The following is a 19,811-nucleotide window of genomic DNA, read 5'->3' as shown; positions in this document are numbered from 1 at the left end:
AGGCGGGCCGGAACGGACGGGGACGGATCGCGTCCGTCAGGTGTCGAGGAGCCGGCGCAGGGCCGCCTTGGCCGCCTCGACGAAGGCGTCCCGGCGCGGTTCGTCGAGGGCGTCCAGCGACAGGTACGGGTTGAGGTCCTCCAGTTCGACCAGCAGCAGCGCGCCGCCGGGAGCGCGGCAGGCGTCGACGCGCTGGATGCCGTGCTCGATGCCGTTCCACTCGATGAACCGCCGTGCGAACACGAGGTCGTCCGGGGTGGCTTCGTAGGGTTCGAGCTGCCAGCGCCGGTCGGGGTGCGGCGCGTAGAGGGCGTACTGGAAGTCGTGGTCGACGAAGTAGAAGGACACCTCGTAGGCGAAGTCGACGCGCGGCTGGACGAGGACGTCACCGGCTTCGGCGCGCACCGCCTCCCGGACGCGGTCCGCCGGCACGAACCGCAGCCCGAGGGAGTCGGCGCCCAGCTTCGGCTTCACGACGTACTCCTCGGCGGCGGGCAGCCGGTCCAGGTGCTCCGGCCGGTCGGCGGTGGGGATGACGGGGTAGCCGGCGGCGGTCAGGTCCAGCAGGTACTGCTTGCCGGCCATGTCCGCCCGGCCGGTGAGCTGGTTGTAGATGCGGGCACCGCACTCGGCCGCCCGCTCGCGGAAGGCGTCGTACGCGGCCCGGTGGCCCAGCACCGGACCGCTGTTGCGGACGACGACGGCGTCGAAACCTTCCAGCAGCGCGGCGGCGTCGCGCGGGTCGCACAGGGCCAGGTCGAAGTCCTCGCGCAGCCGGGAGGTGAGGAAGATGTCCTCGTCGCAGTAGCGCCGCCCCTGGGCCTGATAGGCGAGGTCGGTGACGTAGAGGACGCGGGGGCGGGCGGACGGCATACGGAACTCCGGAACTCCTCGGGATGACCGCAAGTGATCGTATGCGATCACTTGGGAGGAGGTGGCGGGCTCCTCGGACTCCCCTTTTCTCCCTGCACTCAGTGCCACGTTTCCCTCGTCGACCACCGCACCACCCCCACACGGGCCAGGAATTCAGCGGCATGCAGCGTCTTTACGAGTGGCACTCAGTGCCATATTCTGTCGTCGTGCACGGTGGCACGGTCTGCCGGGCACACGCGTGCCCGGGCAACCGGCGCACGCCGGATTCCGGCCCGAGTGCAGGGAGTTGACAGCGTGTACCACCCCTCAGGAAGCGTCGCTCAGCAGGCAGCCGGCTCCGCGACGGCCGTGCTCGCCCCCAAGGCCCCGGAGACCGACGCCATCTGGTTCCAGCGCTGCACCTGGTGCGGCACCTCGATGTACCACCGGCTGCTGTGTCCGGTCTGCCGCGGCAGCGACCTGCGCACGGAGCGCAGCGAGGGCACCGGGACGGTGCGCCACGCCACGGTGGTGCACCGCAACACCCCCGCCGCGCGCAATGTGTCCCTGATCGAGATGGCCGAGGGCTTCGTCCTGCGGGGCCGGGTCACCGGCCCGCTCATCGGCATCCACAGCGGGGACCGGGTGCGGCTGTCCACGGCCAAGGACCCGGTACGGGGCGAGCCGGTCTTCCAGTTGGTCGACGAGCCGTACCGCGCCTGGACCTGAGCCGGGCCGTCACGGCGTGAGCGTGATCGTGATCCCCACGGTGCCGTCCAGACCCCGGCGCAGCCGGCTCCCGAAGAGGGTGAGCCGCCCGAGGATGCCGTACTTGCGGGCGATGAGCCCGCGGTAGCGGCCGGCCGTGGCCGCGTCGCCGATCTCGGCGGTCGCGGGGATCTGGTCGCCGGTCGGATTGCCCCGCACGTCGCAGGGGCCGACCAGGACGTCGGCACGCCTGCGGATGCGCTTGACCTTCCACGAGTCGGCGGCCGTCCACACGCCGAGCACGTCCCCGTCCCGCACCACCCACACCGGGGTGGCGGCCGGGGTGCCGTTCTTGCGGTAGCTGGTGACCAACAGGTACTTACCGGCACCGAGCCGGGCCAGTGACGCCTCGTCCATGGTCCGGAAGTCTAGGGGGTGTCACTCGGATCGTGCCGGGGTCGCGGTCGGTTTCGAGGCACCGTTGCCTGGAGGCGGCCCGATCCGGACGACACCCCCTGGGCCCGCCCGCTCGAACGCGTTACCTGTACGCGACACGTGCGCGCGCCGCGGCTCAGGTCAGGGCCGACGCCATCCTGCGTACCGCCTCCGTGATCACCTCCGGGGAGGTGGCGAGGTTGAGCCGGACGTGTCCCGCCCCGCCGGTGCCGAAGTCCGGGCCCGGGCTGAGCGCCACCCGGCCGCGGTGGAGGAAGGCCTGGGCCGGGTCGTCGCCGAGGCCGAGCGCGCGGCAGTCGAGCCAGGCCAGGTAGGTGGCCTCCCCCGGGTGGTGGACGACGCCGGGCAGGTGCGCGGCCAGCAGGTCGGTGAGCAGCCTCCGGTTCACGTCGAGCCCGGCGAGCACGGCGTCCAGCCAGGCGGTGCCGTCGCGCAGGGCGGCGGTGTGGGCGATGACGCCGACATGGCTCGGACCGTGTCCGACCTCCTCGGGCATCCGGGCCAGGTCGCCGGCGGCACCGGGCCCGGCGAGGGCGAGCGCCGCCTTGAGTCCGGGCAGGTTCCACCCCTTGGACGCCGACATCAGCGACAGGCCGCGTTCGGCGCCGGGGACGCTCAGGTACGGCACGAACCGCACGCCTTCGGCGACGACGGGCGCGTGGATCTCGTCGGCCACGACCCGGACGCCGTACCGCTCGGCGAGGGCGGCGACGGAGGCCAGTTCCTCGGCGGTGTGCACGGTGCCGGTCGGGTTGTGCGGGCTGCACAGCAGGTAGGCGGCCCGCCCGCCGCCGGCGACCGCCCGCCGGAAGGCGTCCTCCAGCACCTGGGGATCGATGCGCAGGTCCGCGCCGAGCGGCGCCTCGACCACGCGCCGGTCCAGGTGTGTCACGAACTGGTAGAACGGCGGGTACACCGGCGGGTTGACGATCACCGGGTCGCCGGGGCCGGTGACCAGCTTGAGCATCTCGACGACGCCCAGCATCACGTCGGGCACGATCGCGGTGCGTTCCACGGCGAGGTCGTCCCAGCCCCAGCGTTTGCCCGCGAAGGCGGCCAGCGCCTCCGCGTAGGCGGTTCCGGCGGGGTAGCCGGTGTCGCCGAGTTCCATGGCGTCGGTGACGGCGCGCACGACGGGCCGGGCGAGCGGCACGTCCATCTCGGCCACCCACAGCGGCAGCACGTCCGCGGGATGCGTGCGCCACTTCATGCTCGTACGGCGGCGCAGCCGGTCGAGGGTGAGTGCGCGCAGGGGGTCGGGTTCACCGGGCGGGTCCTGCGGGATCCTGGTCATGGGGCTCAAGATAGGTGGCCGTGGTGTGACCGGGAAGCGGGACGACGGGGTGCCGGGGGCGCCGGCCGGGGCGTTCCTGGAGGTCGCGTGCGACGAGTCGGGGTCGGACGGGGAGAACCTCACCGGCGGGAACACCGACGTGTTCGCGCACGCCAGTGTGTGCCTGCCCGCGGCCTCGGCCGCCGAGGCGGTGCTGACGGTACGCAGCCGGATCCGGTCGCCCGCGGAGGAGTACAAGGCGAACCATCTGCTGCGGGAGAAGCACCGGCCCGTGCTGGAGTGGCTGCTCGGCCCGTCGGGACCGATCCACGGGCACGCGCACGTCCACCTCACCGAGAAGGCGTACTTCGTGGTGGACCGGACCGTCGCCCTGCTGCTCGGCGATCCGGCCGGGGCGCTCCTCCTGTTCCGGGCGGGGCGGCGGGTCTTCGGGGAGGAGAGCTGGCGGGAGTTCCTGACGTCGGCGAACCGGCTCCTGTGGGTGCGTGGCAACGGCAACGGCACGGACGCCGAGGACCGGGCGGCGCCCGTGGACGCCTTCTTCCGGGCGGTCGACGTGCTGCGCGCGGCCCGGCCGCCGTCCGGCCCGGCCGGGACCCTGGAGCGGCTCGCGGCGGCCCGGCCCCGCGCGGACGCCTACCGGGCCCGTCTCACGGCCGGCCCCGCGCCGATCCCGGTCCTCGAGCCGCTGCTGCCGGCCGTCGTCGCCACCGCGGCGCACTGGAGCGCGGCCGGACGACCGGTCCGCCTGGTGCACGACCGGCAGAACACCCTCACACCCGAGCGCATCGCCTGGATCGAGGAGCGGGCCCGGCTCGGCGGCGTCCGCCTCGACGGGCTGCGGCTGGTCCACGCCCGCCTCGACGCGCGGGTCCAACTCGCCGACTTCCTGGCCGGGATCGCCCGCACGATCGCCTCCGACGCGCTGGGCGGACGCGGTGACGCCGTGCTCGCCGGGCTGTTGCGTCCCTACCTCGACGCGGCCTCCGTGTGGGGCGACGAGGACAGTTGGCTGCGGCTCGCCGGGGAGTGAACGCGGCCGTCCCCGGGCCCGTATGGAGGGAGGGCGCTCGACGTCCGCAGGCCCCCGCGGTGGTGACGCCGCGTATCCGGGTTCGGGAGCGCACGCATGAGGCACGCACGACGACGCATCGTCCGGCGAGTGGCACGGCTGGCCGCCGTCGGCGGACTTCTCCTGGGCGGCACGATGGTCACCCGGGCCGTGGCGAGCGAGCCTCCCGGCGCCCCGGCCGTCCCGCACACGCTGGCGCTGCCGGCGTCCGGCACCGGCAGTGCTCTCGTGGCACGCCTCGGCGCCTCCCGTACGGCGGGCCACTGGGTCGGCCCCGACGGGCGGCCGGTCGTCGCGGTCACCGACGACGCGGCGGCCGACGAGGTGCGGCGCGCGGGCGCCGCGGCGAAGGTCGTCCCGCACAGCATGGCGGAGCTGAAGTCGGCGACGTCCGCGCTGCGTTCGGCACCCCGGGTGGCGGGGACGGCGTGGGCCCTGGACTACCGGGCGAACGAGGTGGTCGTACGGGGTGACAGCACCGTCTCCGGGGCCGACTGGTCACGGCTGACCCGGGTCGCGGAGGGCATCGGCGGCTTCGTCCGCATGGAACGCACCGAGGGCGCGTTCACGACGCGGCTGAACGGGGCGCGGCCGATCCTGTCGACGGCCGGCCGCTGCTCGGCGGGCTTCAACGTGACCGACGGCCGGAGCGACTTCCTCCTCACCGCCGGTCACTGCGGGCCGACGGGGTCGGTCTGGTTCGGGGACGGCGGGGGCGACCGGCAGCTCGGGAGGACGGTCGCCGGGAGTTTCCCCGGGGACGACTTCTCCCTGGTGGAGTACGCCAACGGCAGGGCGGGGGACGGCGCCGACGTGGTGGCCGTCGGCGACGGCAAGGGGGTGCGGATCACGGGCACGGGCGAAGCGGCCGTCGGACAGCTGGTGTTCCGCAGCGGCAGTACGAGCGGCCTGCGCGACGGTCAGGTCACCGCGCTCGACGCGACGGTCAACTACCCGGAGGGCACGGTCACCGGCCTCATCCAGACGAATGTGTGCGCCGAGCCCGGGGACAGCGGGGGCCCGATGTTCTCCGAGGGGATCGCGCTCGGTGTGACGTCGGGGGGCAGCGGCGACTGCGCCAGGGGCGGTACGACGTTCTTCCAGCCGGTGACGGAGGCCCTGACGTCGCTCGGCATGCGGATGATCGTCTCGTCGCCGGACGGGTCCGGGCAGCGGGCCGCGCCCGCGTCGCCGCCGTCCTCCGGTGGCGCCGCTCCCGGTGCGGCGTCGCCGGGGGCGCCGGCGCCGGTGACGGGTGTCGACGGTTCCACTCTGCTGTCCCGGCTCACGGACCGCCGCAATGTCGGCCCCGGTCTGCTGGTGATCGCGGGCAGCCTGATCGCGCTGGCGGCGACCCGGTGGCTGCGCGCGGAGCAGGACCGCAAGGCGTACCGGCGGCACTACTCGGCGACGTGGGGCTAGGCCGTGGTGGGCGCCGACGGACGAAGCCGACGGCGCCGCGGCGGAGGGCCGGGGCCGTTACGAGAAGAGCACCCCTCATGGGGTGCCGGGGGCCGGGGCTGCGATGCGCCGAGGAGCCTCAGGCGGTCAGGCGGCTTTCGCCGGCTCGGGGGCCGCGGAGGCCCACTCCAGGACGAGCCGCTGGTACTCCTCGCGCTGTTCGACGCTGAGTGTCCCGCCCGACCGGAGCCACAGGGCCCGGATCTCCTCGTTGACCTCGGCAGCCGATCGCTCGGAGGAGGGTTCAACAGTGGTGGACATGCTGTGAAGCATACGGCGCCCGACGTGAAGACGATGTGAGTAATCGCGAGCCAAACGGACATACCGGACCGTGTTGCTGATCACGTCGATCTTCCCATCTGTCAAGGCCCACCGGCGAGTTCGTTCACCGTGGCTGTGTCCTGGCGCACATGACCCGCCTTCATCGATGTCGTGCGCATCACGGCGGTGAACGGCCGGTGAGGGTGCCGGCGCACCGCGGCTGGGTACGGCATCGACGTGACGGCCGTCACCCGGGCGGCCGTCCCCCCACCCGCGACCAGCGAAGGACTCGCCCTCCATGACGTTCTCCCTCGGCATCGTCGGTGCCGGTCAGTTCTCCGGTCAGTTCGCCAGGCTGTTCCTGGCCCATCCCGGTGTGAGCGACGTGTACGTCACCGACCTGCTCCCGGAGCGGGCCGAGCGGCTCGCCGCCGCCGAAGGGCTCACCGGTACGTTCCCCACCTACGAGGCGATGCTGGAGTCGAGGGCGGTCGACGCCGTCGCGATCTTCACGCAGCGCTGGACCCACGGCCCGCTGGTGCTCCAGGGCCTGCGCGCGGGCAAGCATGTGTACTCGACGGTCCCCATGGCGATCAGCGCACGGGAGATCGCGGAGATCATCCACGCGGTCGAGGTGACCGGGCTGACGTACATGATGGGTGAGACGAGCCACTACCACCCGGCCACCGTGCACGCCCGCGACCGGATCGCCGAGGGCGCCTTCGGGCGGCTCTTCTACGCCGAGGGCGACTACGTCCACGACATGGACCTGGGCTTCTACGACGCCTACCGGTACAGCGGGGGCGAGGAGTGGAAGTCCACCGCCAGCTATCCGCCGCTGCTCTACCCGACGCACTCGGTGGGCGGGGTGCTGGGCGCCTGGCAGACGCACGCGGTGAGCGTCTCGGCGATCGGCGTGGTGGACGAGCGCGGGGACGGTGTCTTCGACCGGTCGGTCAGCCGGTTCGACAACGACGTCTCCAACGCGACCGCGCTGTTCGAGGTGGCCGGCGGCGGGTCGTTCCGTACGAACGAGTTCCGGCGGGTCGGCTACCCGTCGTTCATCCGGGAGTCCCGTTTCCGCTTCTTCGGCACCGAGGCGAGCATGGAGCAGCTCGCCACGGTGGCGCTGTGGCAGGACAAGAACGGGGTGGAGGACATCAGCGAGCTGCTCGAGCCCAAGGCCACCACGGCGCCCGACGATCCGTCGCTCCGGCACGTCGCGCCGGAGCTGCGGGCCGCCTTCACCTCGGGTTCGGCACCGGTGCACGACCGGACGCGGCTGCCGCGGTCCTTCGACCGTCTGCACAACGGGCACGAGGGCAGCCACCACTTCCTGGCGGACGACTTCGTGACGGCGGTCGAGGGCCGCACCCTGCCGCCCGTCAACGCGTGGGTCGCGGCCCGCTACACCCTGCCGGGCATCGTCGCGCACGAGTCCGCGCGGCAGGGCGGGGTCAGGCTGGAGATCCCGGACTTCGGGGACGCGCCACGGGGGTGACGAGGCCGTGCCCGCCCGGGTGCCCGGTCCGTCAGGTGCCCGGCTTGCGGCCGTACACGTAGACGTCGTCGCCGTTCTTCAGCAGCGACCAGTACTTCTTGGCGTCGGTCTTCGTCATGTTGACGCAGCCGTGGGATCCCGGCGGGCTCCACATGCTGACGCCGACCGAGTGGAAGGCCTGACCGCCGTCGAAGAACTGGCTGTAGGGCATCGGCACGTTGTAGATCGTGGAGACGTGGTCGATGTGCCGCCAGTAGATCTTCTTCAGGCCGGTGCGGGTCTCGTAGCCGTTGCGGCCCGTGCGGACCGGCACCGGGCCGTAGACGAGCTTCTTGCCGTCCTGGATCCAGCTCAGCTGGAGAGTCAGGTCCACGCAGGCGATGCGCCCCTTGTTGACCGGGCATTTGCCCGACTTGTTCGGGTTCTTGCCGACGGCCTTCTGCTTCTGCATGAGGTCCATCACGCCCCAGGTGACGGAGCCCGCGTAGCCGATGTTCGGCGTGATGCCGTGCTTGGTCTGGAAGGCCCGGGTCGCCTTGCAGTCGGCGGCGGACTGCTTGCCGTCGACCGGGCGGCCGAGGAACTTCTCGACCTTCTTCTGGTACGGGCCCGTCTGCGTGGTGCAGCTCGCGGCCTGCGCCGGTGCGGCACCGAGCGCGAGTGTGAGCGGCGCCACCAGTGCGGTGAGCCCGAGTGCGACGGCACCCCGTCTGCGTATGTCCCCCATGGCCGGTCAGCCTTTCGCGTCGAAGCGGTGAAGTGGGCGGAAGGTCGCCCGTGGTGCGATCCCCGCCTGCTAGACAGCCGACCGGCGGCTTCGGTTGCCCGCCGCGCCGCGTCGCGACGAAACAGTGACAAACGACACCAGGTGGCCCGTCCCGTCGGTTCCTGTCAGTCCGTGCCGCCCCACTCCTTCAGGGCCTGCCGGAAACCGGTGTTCACCGCGGTCAGACCGCCGTCGACGGCCAGGGTGGCTCCGGTGATCCAGGACGCGTCGCGCGAGGCGAGGAAGGCGACGGCCGCCGCGATGTCCCCGGGCTCCCCGACCCGCCCCAGAGGATACAGCCCCCGGACCGCCGCCAGTTCGTCGTCCCGGCCCTCCCAGGCCGTGGTGCGCACGGTGCCCGGCGCCACCAGGTTGACGCGGACACCTCGCGCGGCGGCGTGTCCGGCGAGGGTGCGGGTCAGGGAGGCCAGACCCGCCTTGGCGGCGCTGTAGGCATGGTTGCCGAAGTCCTGGAGGCCGTTGACCGAGCCGATGCTCACGATCGCGCCGCGCCCGGAGGCCGCCAGGTGGGGCAGTGCGGCACGGCAGCAGCGGTAGGCGCCGGTGAGGGTGATGTCGAGGTCGCGCGCCCACGCCTCGTCCGGTTCGTCCTCGAAGAGCGGGGCGTCGGGGGTGCACGCGTAGGCGTTGTTGACCAGCACGTCGAGGGAGCCGAAGGCGTCGACGGCACGGGCGACGGCAGCCTCGACGGACGCCCGGTCGGCGACGTCGCAGCCGAACGCCTCGGCGGTGAGTCCCCGCTCACGCAGCGCCGCCGCGGTCTTCTCCGCCGCGGGCCGGTCCACGTCGGTCACCAGCACCCCGGCGCCCTCCTCGGCGAGCCGTGCGGCGGTGGCGGCGCCGATGCCGCGCGCGGCGCCGGTGACGAGAATGCCGTGTCCCTCGAAGCGCTTGGTGTCGGTCATGGCGCCGACGGTAGTGCGTGGGCGCCCGCCGGTCAGCGGTAACCGGTCACGTCCGCCGGTTTGTCGGCGTCCTGGACCTCGACGAGGTATCGCCAGGCGTCGGGGCGGCTGCCGTCGAGGTCGGTGAAGCCGTACTCCCCCGCGAGCCCGCCGCTGGAGAGGGAGTGACCGTTGAAGCGTGCCACGCCCGGGTCGGCGGCCAGTGCGGCCACGGCGCGGCCGACGTAGCGGGGGGTCTCGGAGATGGCGAAGTGGGGGACGCGGTCGAGGGCGTCGCGCCAGTTCTCCTCCCGTACGCCGAAGTGGTCGAGCATGAGCTCCGAGCGCAGCCAGCCCGGCGTCAGCGCGACGGCGGTCGCGCCGCGCGGTCCGAGTTCGTGGCCGAGGGCGAACGCCATGCGCAGCACCGAGGACTTGGCGAGGTCGTAGAAGAAGGAGACCCGGTAGTGGTCGCGGTTGTAGTCGGCGGTGCCGTCGGTGACCTCGACGACGAGCCCGCCGGGGCTGCGCAGCAGCAGGGGCAGGGCGTGGTGGCTGGTGATCGCGTGGGTCTCCACGGCGAGCCGCAGGAGCCTCAGCCCCTTGTCGAGGTCGTGCTCCCAGACAGGGCTGTCCCACTCGAAGAGGCTCTCGCCGCCCCAGATGTCGTTGACCAGGACGTCGAGGCGTGCCTGTTCGCGGGCGATGCGGTCGACCAGCGCGGCGACCTCGGCCGGTTCGAGGTGGTCGGTGGGAACGGCGATGCCGTGGCCGCCGGCCTCGGTGACCAGGTCGGCGGTGTCCTCGATGGTCTCGGGGCGGTCGTACTCCGAGCGCCGGGCGCGGGTACTGCGTCCGGTGACGTAGACGGTGGCTCCGGCCGCGCCCAGTTCGACGGCGATGCCGCGTCCGGCGCCGCGGGTCGCTCCGGCGACCAGTGCGACCCTGCCCTCGAGTGACTTTGCCATGTCCGGCTCCCGTTCCCTCTCATCACGAGCCCACCCCGACTGCGGAGGGGCGATGTCGTGATCGAGACTGCCCGGGAAGCCGGACATCTTCTGTCACCTTTTCCGCGTGTCTCCCAGCTTGGTGCCGAGTGCCGCGCGGTCCGGTGTCAGTGGCCGCGTGCGATCCACTCCTCCAGGTGCGGGGCCTCGGCGCCGATGGTGGTCGGGTCGCCGTGGCCGGTGCGGACCTCCGTCTCGGGCGGCAGCACGAGGAGCCGGTCGCGGATCGAGTCGATGATCGTCGGGAAGTGGGAGTAGGAGCGGCCGGTGGCGCCGGGGCCGCCCTGGAAGAGCGTGTCGCCGGTGAAGACGGCGCCGAGGCCCGGGTCGTACAGGCAGACGGCGCCGGGGGCGTGTCCGGGAGTGTGCAGGACCGTCAGGTCGGCGCCGGCGGCCTCGATGACCTGGCCGTCGGTCAGCCAGGCGTCCGGGTCCCGGTCGGGGTGGGTCTGCTGCCACAGCGGCATGTCGTCGCGGTGCAGCCAGATGGTGGCGCCGGTGCGCTCGGCCAGCGCGGGGGCGGCGTTCACGTGGTCGTTGTGGGCGTGGGTGCACACGATCGCGGTCAGCCGCCGGTCCCCGACGGCCTCGGCGATGGCGTCGGCGTCGTGGGCGGCGTCGATGACGACGACCTCGTGGTCGTCGCCGACGAGCCAGACGTTGTTGTCGACGTCCCAGGTGCCGCCGTCGAGGCTGAACGTGCCGGAGGTGACGAGGCGTTCGATGCGGGCGGTCATCACAGCACCACCACCGAACGCAGCACGTCACCGGCGTGCATCCGCTCGAAGGCCTTCTCGACCTCGTCGAGCCGGATGGTCTCGGTGACGAACTTGCCGAGGTCCAGGCGGCCCTGGAGGTGGAGGTCGATGAGCATCGGGAAGTCGCGGGAGGGCAGGCAGTCGCCGTACCAGGACGACTTCAGCGAGCCGCCGCGCCCGAAGACGTCGAGGAGCGGCAGTTCGAGCTTCATCTCGGGCGTCGGTACGCCGACGAGGACGACGGTGCCGGCGAGGTCGCGGGCGTAGAAGGCCTGCCGGTACGTCTCCGGGCGGCCGACCGCCTCGATGACGACGTCGGCGCCGAAGCCGCCGGTCAGTTCGCGGATCGCCTCGACGGGGTCGCTCTCGCGGGAGTTGACGGTGTGGGTGGCGCCCATGCCGCGGGCGGTCTCCAGTTTGCGGTCGTCGATGTCGACGGCGATGATCTTCGCCGCCCCGGCGAGGTGGGAGCCGGCGATCGCCGCGTCGCCGACGCCGCCGCAGCCGATGACGGCGACGGTGTCGCCGCGGCCGACGTTGCCGGTGTTGATGGCTGCGCCGATGCCGGCCATCACGCCGCAGCCCAGCAGTCCGGCCACCTCGGCGGAGACGGCCGGGTCGACCTTGGTGCACTGCCCGGCGGCGACCAGGGTCTTCTCGGCGAAGGCACCGATGCCGAGGGCCGGGGAGAGTTCCTGGCCGGTGGAGGCGAGGGTCATCTTCTGCTCGGCGTTGTGGGTGTCGAAGCAGTACCACGGGCGCCCGCGCAGACAGGCCCGGCACTTGCCGCACACCGCACGCCAGTTGAGGATCACGAAGTCGCCGGGGGCCACGTCGGTGACTCCGGCGCCGACCGACTCCACGATGCCCGCGGCCTCGTGGCCGAGCAGGAAGGGGAAGTCGTCGCTGATGCCGCCCTGCTTGTAGTGCAGGTCGGTGTGGCACACGCCGCAGGCCTGGATCTTGACCACGGCCTCGCCGGGTCCCGGATCGGGCACGACGATCGTCTCGATCCGCACCGGCTCGTCCTTGCCCGGTGCGATCACGCCGCGTACTTCCTGCGCCATGGTCATGACTCCTTCTTCGGCCACTCGTGGTTCCTCCCCGACCCTACGCGCAACTGATCGGCAAGGGGCCGGTGACGGGGCGGTCAGGGCGTACCGGGCCGGTGAAACGGCGGGCCGTGGCGCACGGCGCCGTCGTAGCCTGGGGCGTCCGTCCGTGTGCCTGCCTGAGGAGTGCCGTTGAGCATCGCCGAGACGGAGCCGGGCCCGCCCGCCTGGCGACTGCTCCTGGGGTACGTGCGGCCGCACCGGTGGGCCCTCCTCGGGGGCGCCCTGCTCTCGCTGCTCACCGGGGTGACGGGGCTGCTGCTGCCGCTCGTGGCCCGGGGGCTGATCGACGACCTGTCGCACGACCGGGCCATCACCGGGGCGCTGCTCGCCATGTCCGCTCTGGTGGTCGCCAACGCGGTGGTGGGCGCGCTGGGTTCGTACGTGCTGCGGCGCACCGCCGAGTCGGTGGTCCTCGGCGCGCGGCGGTCGCTGGCCTCGTATCTGCTGCGGCTGCGCATCCCCGCCGTGGACCGTACGGAGCCGGGCGATCTGATGGCCCGCGTCACCTCGGACACGACGCTGCTGCGGACGGTCACCTCCGACTCGCTGGTCGGTCTCGGCACCGGCGGGCTCACGCTCGTGGCGACGGTCGTGATGATGGGGCTGGTCGATCCCGTGCTGCTCGGTGTCACGCTGGCCGTGATCGCGGGCGCGGGCGCGGTGATCGGGCTGATCGCGCCGCGCATCAACCGGGCGAGCAAGGAGGCCCAGAAGGCGGTCGGCGTGATGGGCGCCGCGCTGGAGCGGGTGCTGGGCGCCCTGCGCACGGTGAAGGCGTCGGGCGCCGAGCACCGGGAGGAGCGGGTGCTGCACGAGGCCGCCGAGGAGTCCTGGCGGCAGAGCGTGCGGGCCGCCAAGTGGTCGGCGGCGGCCGGCAACACGGCGGGGCTGGCCATCCAGATCGCGTTCATCACGGTGCTCGCGGTGGGCGGGGCGCGGGTGGCGACCGGGGCCGTGGACGTGGGCACGCTGGTGGCGTTCCTGCTGTACGTGTTCTTCCTGATATCGCCGCTCCAGGAGGTCATCGGCGCGGTCGCGCAGTACCAGACGGGCGCGGCCGCCCTGGTCCGCATCCAGGAGGCGCTGCGTCTGCCCGCCGAGCCGCCGGTGCGGTCCGCGCCGCTGCCCTCCCCCGGCGAATCGCCCGCCGCCCTGGCCTTCCGCGACGTCCGCTTCCGTTACGCCGACGATCTGCCGTACGTCCACCACGGGGTGACGTTCACCGTGCCCGCGCGGGGGATGACGGCGTTCGTCGGCCCGTCCGGCGCGGGCAAGACGACGGTCTTCTCCCTCGTCGAGCGGTTCTACGACCCCGAGTCGGGCGAGATCGCGCTGGACGGCCGCGACCTCGCGGAGTGGGACCTGGCCTCGCTGCGGGCCGCGATCGGTTACGTCGAGCAGGACGCGCCGGTGCTGTCCGGTTCGCTGCGCGACAACCTGCTGCTGGGCAGTCCGGAGGCGGACGAGGGGACGCTCGCCGCGGTGGTGAAGACGACCCGTCTCGACGCCCTGGTGGCCAGGCTGCCGGGTGGTCTCGACACGCTGGTGGGGCATCGCGGCACCAAGCTGTCCGGCGGGGAGCGCCAGCGCGTCGCCATCGCCCGGGCGCTGCTGCGCCGTCCCCGGCTGCTGCTGCTCGACGAGGCCACGTCGCAGCTGGACGCGGTCAACGAGGCGGCGTTGCGGGACACCGTGGCCGACGTGGCGCGGACGACCACGGTGCTGGTCGTCGCCCACCGGCTGTCCACGGTGACGATGGCCGACCGGATCGTCGTGATGGACGCGGGCCGCGTCCGCGCGGTCGGCACGCACCGGGAGCTGGTGACCGCGGATCCGCTGTACGCGGAGCTGGCGGCGACGCAGTTCCTGGCGACCGGCGGCTGATCCCGCGCATGCGTGAGGGCCGCCCGGATGCGGGCGGCCCTCTGCGGGGGTTGCGGCGCGGGTGTCAGCTCTGGGCGGGGCCGCCGAGCAGCGGGGACAACAGGCCGGTGACCGGCTTCAGTCTGCTGCCGTCGTCGGACCCCTGCTCCGGGGTGGTGTCCGTGCTCCGGACGTCGTTGTGCTCGACGGTCCGGCCCTTGGTGGTGAGGGACTCGAGCACCGAACCGCGTCCGCCGGCGTCCGGCGAGTCCGTGCCGGCGGCGTTCGCCATCGGCACGACGAGACCGGTGACAGCCGCGGCGAGACCGATGGCGGCGGCGATACGTCGTGTAGTGATCATGCCTTCGGCAACGCGGACGGGACGGGGGCGGACACGGGCGGGCGAGCGTACTCACCCGTCGGGAGCAGCGGTGCGGCCGGGCTTGCCGGAGCCGCCCGGGCGGAGGACGCTCGAAGGAGAGGCCCTCCGCGGCCCGTTCCCGGTCGGGCCGCGACCTTCGAAGGAGGTCGTCATGGGCACCAGCACAGGTCCCGGCTTCGACAGCGAAGTACTGCGCCGGGGCATCGAGGAGGAGACGGCGGCGACCCTGCTGTCGCTCTACGCGGACGACGCGGAGATCCGCATCGTGGATCGCTACACACAGCCCAGCAGCCCGAAGGTCCTGCACGGGCGCGACGAGATCGCCGAGATGCTCGACGACGTGTACAGCCGTGACATGACGCACCGGCTCGAGAACTGCGTCGTCCAGGGCGACCAGGCCGCCTTCACGGAGTCCTGCGCCTATCCCGACGGCGCCCGCGTCCTGGCGGAGTCGATGATGTCGCTGCGGGACGGGAAGATCGTCCGCCAGACCATGATCCAGGCCTGGGACGAGTAGCGGAGCGGCGGGGCCGGCCCGGTGCCGGGGTGCGCTCAGGTCTCGCGGCCACCGGGGTGCCAGTCCGGTGGCCTGAGGATCGACAGGAGCTGGCGGACCAGTTCGTCGACGACCTCGTCCAGCGTCGCGTCCACCCGGCCGGCGCTGAAGTCGTGGAGCAGGCCGTTGACGCTGCCGATGAACGCCGTGGCGGCGATCCGGTAGTCGCGCCGCGCCGCCTCGCCGCGCGCGGCGGCCGATCCGGCCTCGGCGCAGATGAGGTCGATCCAGCGGGCGCGGCGGGAGAGCCGCTGTTCCTCGAGGCGCGGGCTGACGCCGATGATCTCGACGAAGGTGATGCGGATGCGACGCGGGTCGGCGGTGACGTTCGCGGCGTAGGCGCGGAAGAGGGCGGCGGCGCGTTCGGCGAGCGGCAGATCGCGCGCCTGCGCCGCCGCGGCACGGACGGCTTCCTCGGCCCAGGCGTTGACCTGGAGGTGGAGCGCGGCGAGCACGTCCTCCAGGGTGCGGAACTCCTCGTAGAACTGGCGGGTGGAGAGGCCGGCGGCCTCGCTGAGGGCCGCGACGGTGGTGGCGCGGTAGCCGGGGGTGTCGCCGAACAGCCGGAGCGCGGCGTCCAGGAAGCGGCTGCGCCGTTCGGCCTGCCGCTGTGCGGCGGACTTGCCGCCGTATCGGCCCGTGGGCGCCCTGAGCCTGCCCGCCACCCGCGTCCCCCTTCGTGCCGGTTCCGGCGCCGACTCCTCGCGCCGGGGTCAATTTTGTCGTGTACGCGGTCTTGTGGAGAAGGGCACTCTCTCCTTACTTTTCAGTAAGTTCACTCTGAAAGCGGCTCTGTTCAGATTCTCCGCGCCCTCGCGCCTCCATCTCCCGCCTTTCCCCCCACCTCCAGAGGAGAGAGCAGCATGCCTGTTTCCAGATCCAGGCACCTTTGCTCCGTGGCCGCCGCCCTCGCACTCACCGTCGCCGCTCCCGCGACGGCGACCGCCGCCACCACGCCCCCGGACGCCCCCGCCGCGCTGCGCGAGGTGATGTTCGTCGGCAACAACTGGGACGGCACCGCCGACGTCATCAGGTCCACCGGCGACTTCGCGAGGATCGGCCGGATCGGCGTCGTCCCGGACAAGGAGCAGCGGATGGCCGAGATCAACGCCGATCCGATCCGCTGGATCTACTTCCAGGCCATCCGGGGCAGCGTCGGCGAGGGGCACGACCAGTTCGTCGACGACATGTACTCGACGCCGGACGGGAGGTCGATCGTCGTCTCCCGGCCGAGCTTCGCGGACGTCGTGTCCATCGACCTCGCCACCGGGCGACTCAACTGGCGCTTTCCCGTGTCGGGTTACCGCGCCGACCACATGGCGGTCTCGCCGGACGGCACCCGTGTCGCGGTGTCGGCCTCCACGTCCAACACGGTGCACGTACTGGACATCGACTCGGGCCGGCAGCTCGGGTCCTTCGGCACCGGGGACAAGCCGCACGAGAACATCTTCTCCAAGGACGGCAAGTACATCTGGAACATGTCCATCGGCGAGGTCAACACCGCACTCGACGCCCCCTGGCTGGACTGGACGAAGGGCGACCGGCGCATCACCGTCGTGGACGCGACGACGTTCCGGCAGGTCAGGGTGATCGACATGCGCGAGCGTCTCGACGCGATCGGCCTCGGCGACTACTCCGACGCCGTGCGGCCCGCCGTGTTCTCGCCCGACGAGTCCACGCTGTACTTCCAGGTCTCCTTCTTCAACGGCTTCTTCGAGTACGACCTCGCCACCGACCGGATCACCCGGACCAAGACCCTGCCGAAGAACCCCGCCACCAGCGAGGACCGCACCACCTGGGTCAACGACTCGCGGCACCACGGCCTGTCCATGAGTCCGGACGGCGCCAAGATCTGTGTCGCGGGCACGATGGACGACTACGCGACGGTCGTCGACCGTACGACGCTGAAGGAGGGCCCGCTGGTCACCGCCGCCAAGCCGTACTGGGCCACGGTCAGCGGCGACGGCACCCACTGTGTGATCTCCGAGAGCGGCGCCGATCAGGTCACCGCGATCGACTTCACGACCGGGCAGAAGTCGGTCTCCGTCCCGGTCGGCGACCATCCGCAGCGCGTCCGGCTGGGCCATGTGACGGCCGGCTGGACCGGGCCGTCGGCCGGCTGACCCGCGCGGCCCGCACTCGAGGATGTCCGCCCCGTTTTGTGTGTGTAGGAAGCGTGCGGACGGGTAGTCGCCCGGCATCGGATGAGGCATGCATGTCCTCGCAGTACTCCTGACGGAAGGAGGTCCGTGACAGCGCACACTCGTAGCGCCCGGGCCGCTTCCTCCGACACGGAGCGACCCGGCACGTAGCGGGCAGCGCCCCAGCGGCGCTGCCCGTCTATTTTTGCGGGCCCCGCGACGCCGGCCGGCGCCGCGGCAGGCGGTGGAGTTCGACGTCCCCGAGGCGGCCGTCGGCGGCCGTGGCGGTCATGTACGTGCAGTACGGCTGGCGGCGCCGGTCGGTCGGCGACCCGGGGTTGAGCAGCCGCAGGCCGGTGTCGGCCGTGGTGTCCCACGGGATGTGGCTGTGGCCGAAGACCAGCACGTCGAGGTCGGGGAAGCGGGCGGCACAGCGGGCCTCCCGGCCCTTGGCGGCACCCGTCTCGTGGACGACTCCGAAGCGCAGACCGCCGAGGTCGGCGTACGCCACCTCCGGCAGCCGTGCCCGCAGGCCGGGCCCGTCGTTGTTGCCGTACACCGCGACGAGTCGCCGGCTGTGCTCCTCCAGCAGGTCGAGCGTGTCCGTGTCGACCCAGTCCCCCGCGTGCACGACGACGTCGGCGCGCGGAATCTCCTCCAGCAAGGGCGCGGGCAGCTCCCTGGCCCGCTTCGGCAGGTGGGTGTCGGACATGAGCAGGAGGCGCACGGACCCAGCCTAGCGGCAGGGTCTCCACAATGAGCAGGTAAAACTGTTCAGCCGAAACTGGACAGTCTTCCCTGTCGAATTTACGGTGGCGGTATGGAAGCCGACGCCGCGGAGCCCGCCGAGGGCATCTCCGACTCCGCCGCCCGTGCCGCGCGCGAACTGCACGTGGTCTTCAGCCGGCTCCGGCGGCGGATCCGGGAGGTCGCCCGGGGCGAGGACCTCACGCCCTCCCAGGTGTCGGCGCTCACGCTGGTCGGCAAGCACGGTGCGGCGACGGCCAGCGCACTGGCGTCCGCCGAGGGCGTCCGGCCGCAGTCGATGGCGGCCACGCTGGTCGCCCTCGACCAGCACGGACTGATCCGCCGCAGCCCCGACCCGGAGGACGGCCGCCGGCAGCTCGTCACCCTCACCGAGGCCGGCCGCGCCCGCATCGAGGACAACCGGCAGGTCCGTGAGGAGTGGCTGGCCCGCGCCTTCCAGGACCGGTGCACCGCCGAGGAACGGGACACGGTCCTCGACGCGCTCGCCCTGCTGGAACGGCTGACCCGGCCGTGACCCCGAGGCTCGACGGGCGGACCGGCGCACTTTCGCCCACCCGAACCATCCGAACCGCCTGAACCACCCGAAAGGCCCACCCCCATGGCAGTCACCGCCCTCGACCCCCGCACGGCCCTCGTCGTGATCGACCTCCAGGCCGGCATAGTCGCCGCGCCTGCCCAGCCGCACGCCTCCGCCGACGTCGTCGCCCGCAGCGCCGAGCTGGCGGACGCCTTCCGCGCGCGGGATCTGCCCGTGGTGCTGGTCCGGGTCTCCTTCGCCGCCGACGGCGCGGACGCCGTGCCCGGCCGGACCGACGCCGGGGGCGCCGGTGGGACCCGGCCTGAGGGCTGGGACGTCGTGGTCGACGAACTGGCCGGTCGTCCCGGCGACATCACCGTGACCAAGCGCAACTGGGGGGCCTTCCACGGCACCGGACTCGACGTTCAGCTGCGCCGCCGGGGCGTCACCCAGATCGTGCTGACCGGCATCGCCACCAGCATCGGCGTGGAGTCCACCGCCCGGGCCGCGCACGAACACGGCTACCACGTCACGCTCGCCACCGACGCCATGAGCGACATGGACGCCGACGCGCACCGGAACAGTGTCGAGCGGATCTTCCCCCGGCTGGGCGAGACCGGGACCACGGCCGAAATCCTGGAACTGCTCGCCAAGACCCACTGCTGACCCCCGGGCCCGGACACGGGCCGCGCCGGCACGGTGGCCGGCGCTCGACGGTCTCGCTCCCGGGGTGCGGTCAGTCCTCGCCCCGGACGATGTTCGATTCCTGGCCCGCCTGCGACGCGCGCGGGCGGTCGCCGTCCTCGACGGCCGGTACGCAGGTGCGCATGGCGCCCTTGCTGCGCAGGCGGCGGGCTTGGGACCAGCCCGTCTCCAGGCGGCGGACAACGGGTTTCTCGCTGGTGTCCGCGATCACGAGGCATCATCTTCCTTCTGTGTCCGGTGCCGTTGCCCCACCGGGTCCCCGGGCGCGCGCCGGTGAAACGGGCGTGCCCCGCTCTCACGGGTTGGGCCGGGCCACGCTGATGTCACCCAGCGCCGAGCCCGGGTCACGCTCCATGGCCAGGTCGCCCAGGGCGACGATGCCCACGGGGTGGCCCTCGTCGACGACCGGGACACGGCGTACGGCGTGCTCGCGCATCAGCCGGATCGCACGGTCGAGTTCGTCGTCGGGGCCGACGGTCACCAGGTCGTCGCTGCACGCGCCGGCCACGGTGGTCTCCTCCGGGTCGCCGCCCTCCGCGACGGAGCGGATCACCAGGTCGCGGTCGGTGACCAGTCCGCGCAGCCGGTCGCCCTCCGTGACCAGGACGGCTCCGAGGTCCTGGTCACGCATGATGCGGGCCACTGCGGTGACCGAGGCCTGCGGCTCGACGGTCACCGGATCGGCGGTCATGATGTCCCGGACGTACTGGGTCATGACGTACC

At 72.5% G+C, this 19,811-nt stretch carries 23 protein-coding genes; 9 read left to right on the top strand and 14 right to left on the bottom strand.

Going from position 1 to position 19,811, the window contains the following annotated elements; all coding sequences use genetic code 11:
* Positions 1–36 precede the first annotated feature (36 nt).
* Complete coding sequence (locus ACIRG6_RS24045) at positions 37–873, bottom strand: ATP-grasp domain-containing protein (protein ID WP_403324525.1); 837 nt, start codon at positions 871–873, stop codon at positions 37–39.
* A 294-nt stretch (positions 874–1,167) separates the two neighbouring features.
* On the opposite strand from ACIRG6_RS24045, the gene ACIRG6_RS24040 reads away from it, so the two are divergent.
* On the top strand, positions 1,168–1,581 hold the full coding sequence (locus tag ACIRG6_RS24040; RefSeq protein ID WP_403324524.1) for a Zn-ribbon domain-containing OB-fold protein: 414 nt from the start codon (positions 1,168–1,170) through the stop codon (positions 1,579–1,581).
* A 9-nt stretch (positions 1,582–1,590) separates the two neighbouring features.
* Here ACIRG6_RS24040 and ACIRG6_RS24035 read toward each other — a convergent pair whose 3' ends face one another.
* Complete coding sequence (locus ACIRG6_RS24035; protein WP_403324523.1) at positions 1,591–1,977, bottom strand: PPOX class F420-dependent oxidoreductase; 387 nt, start codon at positions 1,975–1,977, stop codon at positions 1,591–1,593.
* A 154-nt stretch (positions 1,978–2,131) separates the two neighbouring features.
* Positions 2,132–3,310 carry a MalY/PatB family protein gene (locus ACIRG6_RS24030; protein ID WP_403324521.1) on the bottom strand — a complete coding sequence of 393 codons (1,179 nt, stop codon included), beginning with the start codon at positions 3,308–3,310 and terminating at the stop codon, positions 2,132–2,134.
* Positions 3,311–3,335: 25 nt separating this feature from the next.
* On the opposite strand from ACIRG6_RS24030, the gene ACIRG6_RS24025 reads away from it, so the two are divergent.
* Positions 3,336–4,343, top strand: a complete 1,008-nt coding sequence (locus ACIRG6_RS24025; protein ID WP_403324519.1) for a hypothetical protein — start codon at positions 3,336–3,338, stop codon at positions 4,341–4,343.
* Between the two features lie 96 nt (positions 4,344–4,439).
* The gene (locus tag ACIRG6_RS24020; protein ID WP_403324517.1) at positions 4,440–5,804 is read left to right on the top strand and encodes a S1 family peptidase; all 1,365 of its coding nucleotides are present in this window, start codon (positions 4,440–4,442) and stop codon (positions 5,802–5,804) included.
* A 126-nt stretch (positions 5,805–5,930) separates the two neighbouring features.
* On the opposite strand, the gene ACIRG6_RS24015 is transcribed toward ACIRG6_RS24020, so the two are convergent.
* A complete protein-coding gene (locus ACIRG6_RS24015) occupies positions 5,931–6,116 on the bottom strand; it encodes a hypothetical protein (RefSeq protein WP_189232565.1) in 186 nt (61 codons plus the stop codon).
* A 286-nt stretch (positions 6,117–6,402) separates the two neighbouring features.
* On the opposite strand from ACIRG6_RS24015, the gene ACIRG6_RS24010 reads away from it, so the two are divergent.
* Entirely contained in the window at positions 6,403–7,605 is a 1,203-nt protein-coding gene (locus tag ACIRG6_RS24010) for a Gfo/Idh/MocA family protein (RefSeq protein ID WP_364681526.1), read from the top strand.
* 31 nt (positions 7,606–7,636) lie between these two features.
* Here ACIRG6_RS24010 and ACIRG6_RS24005 read toward each other — a convergent pair whose 3' ends face one another.
* From ACIRG6_RS24005 to ACIRG6_RS23985, 5 genes are all read right to left on the bottom strand, one after another.
* Complete coding sequence (locus ACIRG6_RS24005) at positions 7,637–8,332, bottom strand: L,D-transpeptidase family protein (protein ID WP_403324515.1); 696 nt, start codon at positions 8,330–8,332, stop codon at positions 7,637–7,639.
* Between the two features lie 164 nt (positions 8,333–8,496).
* A complete protein-coding gene (locus ACIRG6_RS24000; protein WP_364822120.1) occupies positions 8,497–9,297 on the bottom strand; it encodes an SDR family NAD(P)-dependent oxidoreductase in 801 nt (266 codons plus the stop codon).
* A gap of 32 nt (positions 9,298–9,329) precedes the next feature.
* Positions 9,330–10,244 carry an SDR family oxidoreductase gene (locus tag ACIRG6_RS23995; RefSeq protein ID WP_403324514.1) on the bottom strand — a complete coding sequence of 305 codons (915 nt, stop codon included), beginning with the start codon at positions 10,242–10,244 and terminating at the stop codon, positions 9,330–9,332.
* A 146-nt stretch (positions 10,245–10,390) separates the two neighbouring features.
* A complete protein-coding gene (locus ACIRG6_RS23990) occupies positions 10,391–11,020 on the bottom strand; it encodes an MBL fold metallo-hydrolase (RefSeq protein ID WP_318215759.1) in 630 nt (209 codons plus the stop codon).
* Complete coding sequence (locus tag ACIRG6_RS23985) at positions 11,020–12,108, bottom strand: S-(hydroxymethyl)mycothiol dehydrogenase (protein WP_364822116.1); 1,089 nt, start codon at positions 12,106–12,108, stop codon at positions 11,020–11,022. The genes ACIRG6_RS23990 and ACIRG6_RS23985 overlap by 1 nt, the downstream gene beginning before the upstream one ends.
* A 177-nt stretch (positions 12,109–12,285) precedes the next feature.
* Here ACIRG6_RS23985 and ACIRG6_RS23980 point away from each other — a divergent pair, with 177 nt between their 5' ends.
* Positions 12,286–14,040: an ABC transporter ATP-binding protein gene (locus ACIRG6_RS23980; protein WP_403324512.1), complete on the top strand. Its 1,755-nt coding sequence runs from the start codon at positions 12,286–12,288 to the stop codon at positions 14,038–14,040.
* 64 nt (positions 14,041–14,104) lie between these two features.
* Here ACIRG6_RS23980 and ACIRG6_RS23975 read toward each other — a convergent pair whose 3' ends face one another.
* Positions 14,105–14,380 (bottom strand): hypothetical protein, encoded by a 276-nt coding sequence (locus ACIRG6_RS23975; RefSeq protein WP_364681537.1) that lies wholly within the window; start codon positions 14,378–14,380, stop codon positions 14,105–14,107.
* Positions 14,381–14,552: 172 nt separating this feature from the next.
* Here ACIRG6_RS23975 and ACIRG6_RS23970 point away from each other — a divergent pair, with 172 nt between their 5' ends.
* The gene (locus tag ACIRG6_RS23970) at positions 14,553–14,918 is read left to right on the top strand and encodes a nuclear transport factor 2 family protein (RefSeq protein ID WP_239769216.1); all 366 of its coding nucleotides are present in this window, start codon (positions 14,553–14,555) and stop codon (positions 14,916–14,918) included.
* Between the two features lie 35 nt (positions 14,919–14,953).
* Here the strand turns inward: ACIRG6_RS23970 and ACIRG6_RS23965 are convergent, their stop codons facing one another.
* A complete protein-coding gene (locus tag ACIRG6_RS23965) occupies positions 14,954–15,622 on the bottom strand; it encodes a TetR/AcrR family transcriptional regulator (protein ID WP_239769215.1) in 669 nt (222 codons plus the stop codon).
* A 198-nt stretch (positions 15,623–15,820) separates the two neighbouring features.
* On the opposite strand from ACIRG6_RS23965, the gene ACIRG6_RS23960 reads away from it, so the two are divergent.
* Positions 15,821–17,080 carry a YncE family protein gene (locus tag ACIRG6_RS23960; RefSeq protein ID WP_403324510.1) on the top strand — a complete coding sequence of 420 codons (1,260 nt, stop codon included), beginning with the start codon at positions 15,821–15,823 and terminating at the stop codon, positions 17,078–17,080.
* Between the two features lie 217 nt (positions 17,081–17,297).
* Here ACIRG6_RS23960 and ACIRG6_RS23955 read toward each other — a convergent pair whose 3' ends face one another.
* Positions 17,298–17,825: a metallophosphoesterase family protein gene (locus ACIRG6_RS23955; protein ID WP_403324509.1), complete on the bottom strand. Its 528-nt coding sequence runs from the start codon at positions 17,823–17,825 to the stop codon at positions 17,298–17,300.
* A gap of 93 nt (positions 17,826–17,918) precedes the next feature.
* Between ACIRG6_RS23955 and ACIRG6_RS23950 the strand changes: the two genes are divergently transcribed.
* Together ACIRG6_RS23950 and ACIRG6_RS23945 are read left to right on the top strand one after the other, a co-directional pair.
* Entirely contained in the window at positions 17,919–18,380 is a 462-nt protein-coding gene (locus tag ACIRG6_RS23950) for a MarR family winged helix-turn-helix transcriptional regulator (protein WP_364822103.1), read from the top strand.
* Between the two features lie 84 nt (positions 18,381–18,464).
* The gene (locus ACIRG6_RS23945; RefSeq protein WP_364681547.1) at positions 18,465–19,049 is read left to right on the top strand and encodes a hydrolase; all 585 of its coding nucleotides are present in this window, start codon (positions 18,465–18,467) and stop codon (positions 19,047–19,049) included.
* A gap of 70 nt (positions 19,050–19,119) precedes the next feature.
* Here ACIRG6_RS23945 and ACIRG6_RS23940 read toward each other — a convergent pair whose 3' ends face one another.
* Together ACIRG6_RS23940 and ACIRG6_RS23935 are read right to left on the bottom strand one after the other, a co-directional pair.
* The gene (locus tag ACIRG6_RS23940) at positions 19,120–19,299 is read right to left on the bottom strand and encodes a hypothetical protein (RefSeq protein ID WP_364681549.1); all 180 of its coding nucleotides are present in this window, start codon (positions 19,297–19,299) and stop codon (positions 19,120–19,122) included.
* 84 nt (positions 19,300–19,383) lie between these two features.
* Positions 19,384–19,803 carry a CBS domain-containing protein gene (locus ACIRG6_RS23935; RefSeq protein ID WP_364681656.1) on the bottom strand — a complete coding sequence of 140 codons (420 nt, stop codon included), beginning with the start codon at positions 19,801–19,803 and terminating at the stop codon, positions 19,384–19,386.
* Between the last annotated feature and the right edge of the window lie 8 nt (positions 19,804–19,811).

This window comes from Streptomyces flaveolus, assembly GCF_044765825.1.
Classification (GTDB): domain Bacteria; phylum Actinomycetota; class Actinomycetes; order Streptomycetales; family Streptomycetaceae; genus Streptomyces; species Streptomyces flaveolus.
This window is presented reverse-complemented; position numbering and strand designations above follow the sequence as displayed.

Coding starts and splice junctions, on each gene's coding strand:
- ACIRG6_RS24045 (WP_403324525.1), bottom strand. CDS start 873: ATGCCGTCCGCCCGCCCCCGCGTCCTCTACGTCACCGACCTCGCCTAT.
- ACIRG6_RS24035 (WP_403324523.1), bottom strand. CDS start 1,977: ATGGACGAGGCGTCACTGGCCCGGCTCGGTGCCGGTAAGTACCTGTTG.
- ACIRG6_RS24030 (WP_403324521.1), bottom strand. CDS start 3,310: ATGACCAGGATCCCGCAGGACCCGCCCGGTGAACCCGACCCCCTGCGC.
- ACIRG6_RS24020 (WP_403324517.1), top strand. CDS start 4,440: ATGAGGCACGCACGACGACGCATCGTCCGGCGAGTGGCACGGCTGGCC.
- ACIRG6_RS24015 (WP_189232565.1), bottom strand. CDS start 6,116: ATGCTTCACAGCATGTCCACCACTGTTGAACCCTCCTCCGAGCGATCG.
- ACIRG6_RS24010 (WP_364681526.1), top strand. CDS start 6,403: ATGACGTTCTCCCTCGGCATCGTCGGTGCCGGTCAGTTCTCCGGTCAG.
- ACIRG6_RS24005 (WP_403324515.1), bottom strand. CDS start 8,332: ATGGGGGACATACGCAGACGGGGTGCCGTCGCACTCGGGCTCACCGCA.
- ACIRG6_RS24000 (WP_364822120.1), bottom strand. CDS start 9,297: ATGACCGACACCAAGCGCTTCGAGGGACACGGCATTCTCGTCACCGGC.
- ACIRG6_RS23995 (WP_403324514.1), bottom strand. CDS start 10,244: ATGGCAAAGTCACTCGAGGGCAGGGTCGCACTGGTCGCCGGAGCGACC.
- ACIRG6_RS23990 (WP_318215759.1), bottom strand. CDS start 11,020: ATGACCGCCCGCATCGAACGCCTCGTCACCTCCGGCACGTTCAGCCTC.
- ACIRG6_RS23985 (WP_364822116.1), bottom strand. CDS start 12,108: ATGGCGCAGGAAGTACGCGGCGTGATCGCACCGGGCAAGGACGAGCCG.
- ACIRG6_RS23975 (WP_364681537.1), bottom strand. CDS start 14,380: ATGATCACTACACGACGTATCGCCGCCGCCATCGGTCTCGCCGCGGCT.
- ACIRG6_RS23970 (WP_239769216.1), top strand. CDS start 14,553: ATGGGCACCAGCACAGGTCCCGGCTTCGACAGCGAAGTACTGCGCCGG.
- ACIRG6_RS23960 (WP_403324510.1), top strand. CDS start 15,821: ATGCCTGTTTCCAGATCCAGGCACCTTTGCTCCGTGGCCGCCGCCCTC.
- ACIRG6_RS23950 (WP_364822103.1), top strand. CDS start 17,919: ATGGAAGCCGACGCCGCGGAGCCCGCCGAGGGCATCTCCGACTCCGCC.
- ACIRG6_RS23945 (WP_364681547.1), top strand. CDS start 18,465: ATGGCAGTCACCGCCCTCGACCCCCGCACGGCCCTCGTCGTGATCGAC.
- ACIRG6_RS23935 (WP_364681656.1), bottom strand. CDS start 19,803: ATGACCCAGTACGTCCGGGACATCATGACCGCCGATCCGGTGACCGTC.